The organism is Microbacterium sp. CPCC 204701 (assembly GCF_004010105.1).
In the GTDB taxonomy this organism is placed as follows: Bacteria; Actinomycetota; Actinomycetes; order Actinomycetales; family Microbacteriaceae; genus Microbacterium.
Window position 1 is genome coordinate 1 of sequence record NZ_RRYE01000203.1, and the last position, 5,472, is coordinate 5,472.

Below are 5,472 nucleotides of genomic sequence, written 5' to 3' on the forward strand. Positions count from 1 at the left end.
CCGTGCATGCGGCCGACGAGCTCGGCGGAGCGGCCGGCGCCGCCCTCCACGCGGCGGCCGCCCACGCGTTCGACGCCGGGGTTTCGGTCACGGCCCTCATCGGCGCGGTGCTCGTCGTCGCGGCGGCCGTCATCGCGGCCACTACCCTGGGAGGGTCCCGCAAAAAGTCGTAGGAGCACCATGTCGCGTGTCGTGAAGCTGGCCGTCATCCCGGGTGACGGCATCGGTCCCGAGGTCGTCGCCGAGGCGGAGAAGGTGCTGGATGCCGCCACCGCGGGCAGCGGCATCCGCTTCGACAAGACGCGTTTCTCGCTCGGCGCCGCGCGGTTCCTCGACACGGGGGAGACCCTCACGGATGCCGACCTCGAGTCCATCAGGCAGCATGACGCCATCCTGCTCGGGGCGGTCGGCGGAGCGCCCGGCGACCCGCGTCTGAAGGACGCCAACATCGAGCGCGGCCTGCTGCTGAAGCTGCGGTTCGAGCTGGACCACTACGTCAACCTGCGTCCGTCGAAGCTGTACCCGGGTGTCGAGAGTCCGCTCACGAATCCCGGCGACATCGACTTCGTCGTCGTCCGCGAGGGCACCGAAGGACCGTACGTCGGCAACGGCGGGTCGATCCGCATGGGCACGCCGCACGAGGTCGCGAACGAGACGTCGGTCAACACGGCCTTCGGCGTGGAACGGGTCGTGCGCTACGCGTTCGATCTCGCCGAGCGTCGTTCGCAGCGGGTGACTCTGGTGCACAAGACCAACGTGCTGGTCCACGCCGGCGGCATCTGGAAGCGCCTGGTCGACGAGGTCGCGCTCGAGCACCCCGACGTCGCCGTAGACTATCTGCACGTCGACGCGGCCACCATCTTCCTGGTCACGAACCCCGGCCGATTCGACGTGATCGTCACCGACAACCTCTTCGGCGACATCCTGACCGACCTGGCCGGCGCCGTCACAGGTGGCATCGGCCTCGCCGCCTCGGGCAACATCAACCCCGGCGGCGCGTTCCCCTCGATGTTCGAGCCCGTTCACGGGTCGGCGCCCGACATCGCAGGACAGCAGAAGGCCGACCCCACGGCCGCGATCCTCTCGGTCGCGCTGCTGCTCGATCACCTCGGGCAGCAGAGCGAGGCGCGGCGCGTCACCGCCGCCGTCGAGGAGGATCTGGCCGAGCGGGGTGCCCTCGCCCGCACCACGGCGCAGATCGGCGACGCGATCGCCGGGCGACTCCAGGCGTAACCTGGACCCTGAGCAAGCGCCGCCACCGACCCGCGGACCACGTCCGCACGAAAGTACAGGCTCGTCATGACCCTCATCGACTCCGACCCCGACACTGGACTCGCCCCGCTCGAGTTCACGGTCAACCGCAACCTGCAGGCGCGATCGGCTGCGCAGCGCGAAGAGATTCTCACGAATCCCGGCTTCGGCACGGCCTTCACCGACCACATGGTCGACATCTGCTGGTCGGTCGGCGGCGGCTGGCACCGGCCGCGCGTGCAGCCGTACGGGCCGCTCTCGCTGGACCCCGCCGCGGCGGTGCTGCACTACGGGCAGGAGATCTTCGAGGGCATCAAGGCGTATCGTCACGCGGACGGCTCGATCCACACCTTCCGTCCCGACCAGAACGGCCGTCGCCTGCAGCGTTCGGCGCGCCGGCTGGCCCTGCCCGAGCTGCCGGTGTCGTACTTCATCCAGTCGCTGCGCGAACTCATCGCCGTCGACGGCGACTGGGTGCCGTCCGGCCAGGACCAGAGCCTGTACCTGCGGCCGTTCATGTTCGCGAAGGAGGCGTTCCTCGGTGTCCGTCCCGCGCACAAGGTGGGCTACTACGTGATCGCCTCGCCTGCGGGCGCCTACTTCAAGGGCGGCGTGAAGCCGGTGTCGATCTGGCTCAGCGAGGACTACGCGCGTGCCGGCAAGGGCGGCACGGGGGCCGCGAAGACCGGCGGCAACTACGCCGCCAGCCTGCTCCCGCAGTCGGAGGCGTACGAGAACGAGTGCGACCAGGTCGTCTTCCTCGACCAGGACCGCAACGTCGAGGAGCTCGGCGGCATGAACGTGGTGTTCGTCTTCAAGGACGGCACGCTGGTCACCCCGCAATCCGACTCGATCCTCGAGGGCATCACCCGGGACTCGATGCTGCAGCTCGCCAGGGACCGAGGGCACAAGGTGGAAGGTCGCGCCGTCTCGTTCGACGAGTGGCGCCAGGGTGTGGCATCCGGCGACATCGTCGAGGTGTTCGCGTGCGGCACCGCCGCCGTCGTCACCCCAATCGGCCTGCTCAAGGGCAAGGACTTCGTCGACGAACAGCCCGTCGGCGAGCTGGCGCTGTCGCTCCGCGAGGAGCTGACCGACATCCAGTACGGCCGCCGCGAAGACAAGCACGGCTGGCTGCTGCGGCTCGACGCCTGAGCGTCGTCCACCACGAGGCCCCGCGGATTCGTCCGTGGGGCCTCGCGCGTCGGAGCCGGTGGCTAGGCTGATCCGGTGAGGATCGCGCGCTTCAGCCACAACGACGTCATCAGGTTCGGGATCGTCGACGACGGCGAGCTCGTCGTCCTCGCGGGCGACCCGATGTTCGCGGGGTACGACACGACCGGCGAGCGGGTGCCGCTGGCCGATGTCGCACTGCTCGCGCCGGTCATCCCGCGCTCGAAGGTGGTGTGCGTCGGGCGCAACTACCGCGCCCACGCCGCCGAGCTCGGCAACGACGTCCCGTCCGCGCCGATGCTGTTCTTCAAGCCGAACACGTCGGTGATCGGTCCGGGCGATTCCATCGTGCTGCCGCCGCAGTCCGAGCGCGTCGACTTCGAGGGCGAGCTCGCGGCCGTCATCGGCCGGATCGCCAAGAACGTGCCGGCCGATCGCGCGCTCGAGTACGTGTTCGGGTACACGATCGCCAACGACGTCACGGCGCGCGATCTGCAGAAGACCGACGGGCAGTGGGCCCGCGCGAAGGGTTTCGACACCTTCTGCCCCCTCGGCCCCGCCATCGAGACCGACTTCGACCCGTCCGGAGACGCCGTGGTCACGACCCGCGTCAACGGGGACGTGCGGCAGAGCGCGCCGATCAGCGACATGATCTTCTCGCTCGCCGACGTCATCGCCTACGCATCGGCGGCTTTCACGCTCCTGCCGGGGGACGTGATCCTCACGGGCACCCCCGCGGGTGTCGGTCCCTTCGTCGCGGGCGACACCGTCGAGGTCGAGATCACCAGCCTCGGCATCCTGCGCAATCCCGCTCGCGATGCCTGACACGGCTTTCGCCACGGCACCCGAGGAGGTCGCCCGCGTCCAGCGGCGCACCGTGGCGGTGCTCTCGCTCGGGCAGGTGCTCGGCGGTCTGGCGTTCGGCGCCACGCTCTCGCTCGGCGCGGTCCTCGCGGCCGAGCTGTCGGGCGACGAGGCCTTCTCAGGGCTCGCGGCGGCCGCGGTCACACTCGGAACTGCGGCGACGGCCGTCCCGCTCGCCATGGTGGCTCGCCGTCGCGGGCGGCGGCTGTCGCTGACCTTGGGCATGGGCGTCGCGCTCGTCGGCGTCGTGCTCGTGGTCGCGGCGGTCGCGATGCGCGCCTTCCCGCTGCTGCTGGCGGCGTTCCTCATCATCGGTGCCGGGCAGGCGGCGAACCTCCAGTCGCGCTTCGCCGCGGCGGACCTCGCAACGGATGCCTCGCGCGGCCGCGACCTGTCGATCGTGGTGTGGGCGACCACCGTGGGCGCCGTCCTCGGACCGAACCTGACAGGCCCCGGCGAGATCGTCGGCCGCGCGCTCGGGATGCCGCCCCTGACCGGACCGTATCTGTTCACGATCGTGGCGCAGCTGCTCGCGATCGGCATCTACCTCGCGGCGATGCGGCCCGACCCGCTGCTGCTCGCGCAGCGCGTGGTCGCGGCGGCTGCACCCGGATCGCGCCCGATCGCCCGAGCGGACAGCCCGGTCGCGGCCCGCTACGCGATCTTCGCGGTCGCCGCGGCCCACGGCACGATGGTGTCGGTGATGGCCATGACGCCGGTGCACCTCGTGCACCTCACGCATGGCGCCTCAGAGTCGGCGACCCTGTCGATCATCGGGCTCACGATCAGCCTGCACATCGCGGGGATGTACGCGCTGTCGCCGGTCTTCGGCATCCTCTCCGACCGGGTCGGAAGGGTGCCGACGATCCTCGTCGGACAGGCGCTGCTGGCGACCGCCCTGCTCACGGCTTCGTTCGGGCAGGAGTCGACGCTCGCCGTGACCATCGCGCTCATCCTGCTCGGACTCGGCTGGAGCGCATCGACGGTGGCGGGGTCGACACTCCTCACCGAGGCCTCTTCCGAAGAGCGCCGTACCCGACGCCAGGGATTCAGCGACTTCACCATGAGCATCGTGGGCGCCGCCGGAGCGATCGCCGCCGGAGCGGTGCTCGGCTGGATCGGCTATGGCGGACTCGCGCTGGTCGTCATGGCGTTCGTGGCGGCCGCCGCGCTTCTGGCGCCCCTCGGACTGAGGCTCGCGGTCACCAAGAGCTGAGGGCTCAGCGCCCGAGCGCGGCGAGCGCCCGCTCGACATCCTCCGCGTCGTTGAAGACGTGGAATGCGACGCGGGCTCGCCCCGCACGCCCGGACGCAGTGATCCCGCCCGCGGTGAGACGGGCGAGGTCGATGCCGCCGGGGTCGTCCCACGTCACGATCGCCGACGGGCGCGCCGGCTCGGCGATGGCGAGGCCGTCACGGAAGGCTGCGGCCAGACGGGTCGTGTGCGCGTACACATCGTCGGCGTCCAGCGACGCGAACAGCTCGAGCGCCGGCGCTGCGCCGACGAACGCCTGCCACGCGGGCGAGAGATCGAACCGCCGGGCGTCGGGGGCGAGGTCGATGGCGGCTCCGTAGCACGAAGACCACGGATCGTCGCCGGCGTACCAGCCGGCAGAGATCGGCGACATGCGCGCCATCAGCCGATCCGACACCGCCACGAACGACACACCGCGCGGCGCGCACAGCCACTTGTACGCGTGGCAGATGACGGCGTCGAAGGCGGATGCGTCGACCGGCAGCCAGCCGACCGCCTGGGTCGCGTCGCACAGCGTGAGTGCCCCGTACCGGGCGGCGGCGCCGCGGATCGCAGCGACATCGGCGACCTCGCCGGTGGCGGACTGCACGATCGAGAAGGCTACGAGGTCCGTGGTCGGGGTGATGTGCGAGGCCAGGTCGCCGAGGGGAGCGGTGCGCACCTGGATGTCGCGGCCGGCGTACACGAAAGGCAGGACGAGCGACGTGAACTCACCGTCCGGCACGAGCACCTCGGCGCCGTCGGGAAGGGCGGTCGCCACCGCCGCTGCGGCCACCGACACCTGCGAGCCGATCGCGACGTGCTCGGCGCCGATCCCGACGAGCGCGGCGAAGAGCGCGCGAGAGCGCTCGACGGCCGCGCTGTAGGCGGCGATGTCGGGACGCCCGGCCGCCGAGGCGTCGAGGTCGGCGCGGACGGCGCGCTGCGTC

General features: G+C 71.1%; 5 protein-coding genes. 4 read left to right on the plus strand and 1 reads right to left on the minus strand.

The annotated features are described in order from the left end of the window. Positions 1 to 180: 180 nt before the first annotated feature. From EIO58_RS11825 to EIO58_RS11840, 4 genes are all read left to right on the plus strand, one after another. Complete coding sequence (locus EIO58_RS11825; RefSeq protein WP_127819714.1) at positions 181 to 1,233, plus strand: 3-isopropylmalate dehydrogenase; 1,053 nt, start codon at positions 181 to 183, stop codon at positions 1,231 to 1,233. A gap of 66 nt (positions 1,234 to 1,299) precedes the next feature. Continuing rightward, complete coding sequence (locus tag EIO58_RS11830; protein ID WP_127819715.1) at positions 1,300 to 2,406, plus strand: branched-chain amino acid aminotransferase; 1,107 nt, start codon at positions 1,300 to 1,302, stop codon at positions 2,404 to 2,406. A 75-nt stretch (positions 2,407 to 2,481) separates the two neighbouring features. Next, positions 2,482 to 3,249: a fumarylacetoacetate hydrolase family protein gene (locus tag EIO58_RS11835; protein ID WP_127819716.1), complete on the plus strand. Its 768-nt coding sequence runs from the start codon at positions 2,482 to 2,484 to the stop codon at positions 3,247 to 3,249. After that, a complete protein-coding gene (locus EIO58_RS11840; protein WP_127819717.1) occupies positions 3,242 to 4,504 on the plus strand; it encodes an MFS transporter in 1,263 nt (420 codons plus the stop codon). Before EIO58_RS11835 ends, EIO58_RS11840 begins: the two co-directional genes overlap by 8 nt. 4 nt (positions 4,505 to 4,508) lie before the next feature. Here EIO58_RS11840 and EIO58_RS11845 read toward each other — a convergent pair. After that, the coding region (locus tag EIO58_RS11845) for an aminotransferase class V-fold PLP-dependent enzyme (RefSeq protein ID WP_127819718.1) at positions 4,509 to 5,472 on the minus strand (964 nt) is incomplete at its 5' end.

What these genes read in the sequence shown, in the direction of transcription:
- EIO58_RS11840 (WP_127819717.1), top strand. Translation starts at nt 3,242, where the DNA reads ATGCCTGACACGGCTTTCGCCACGGCACCCGAGGAGGTCGCCCGCGTC.
- EIO58_RS11830 (WP_127819715.1), top strand. Translation starts at nt 1,300, where the DNA reads ATGACCCTCATCGACTCCGACCCCGACACTGGACTCGCCCCGCTCGAG.
- EIO58_RS11825 (WP_127819714.1), top strand. Translation starts at nt 181, where the DNA reads ATGTCGCGTGTCGTGAAGCTGGCCGTCATCCCGGGTGACGGCATCGGT.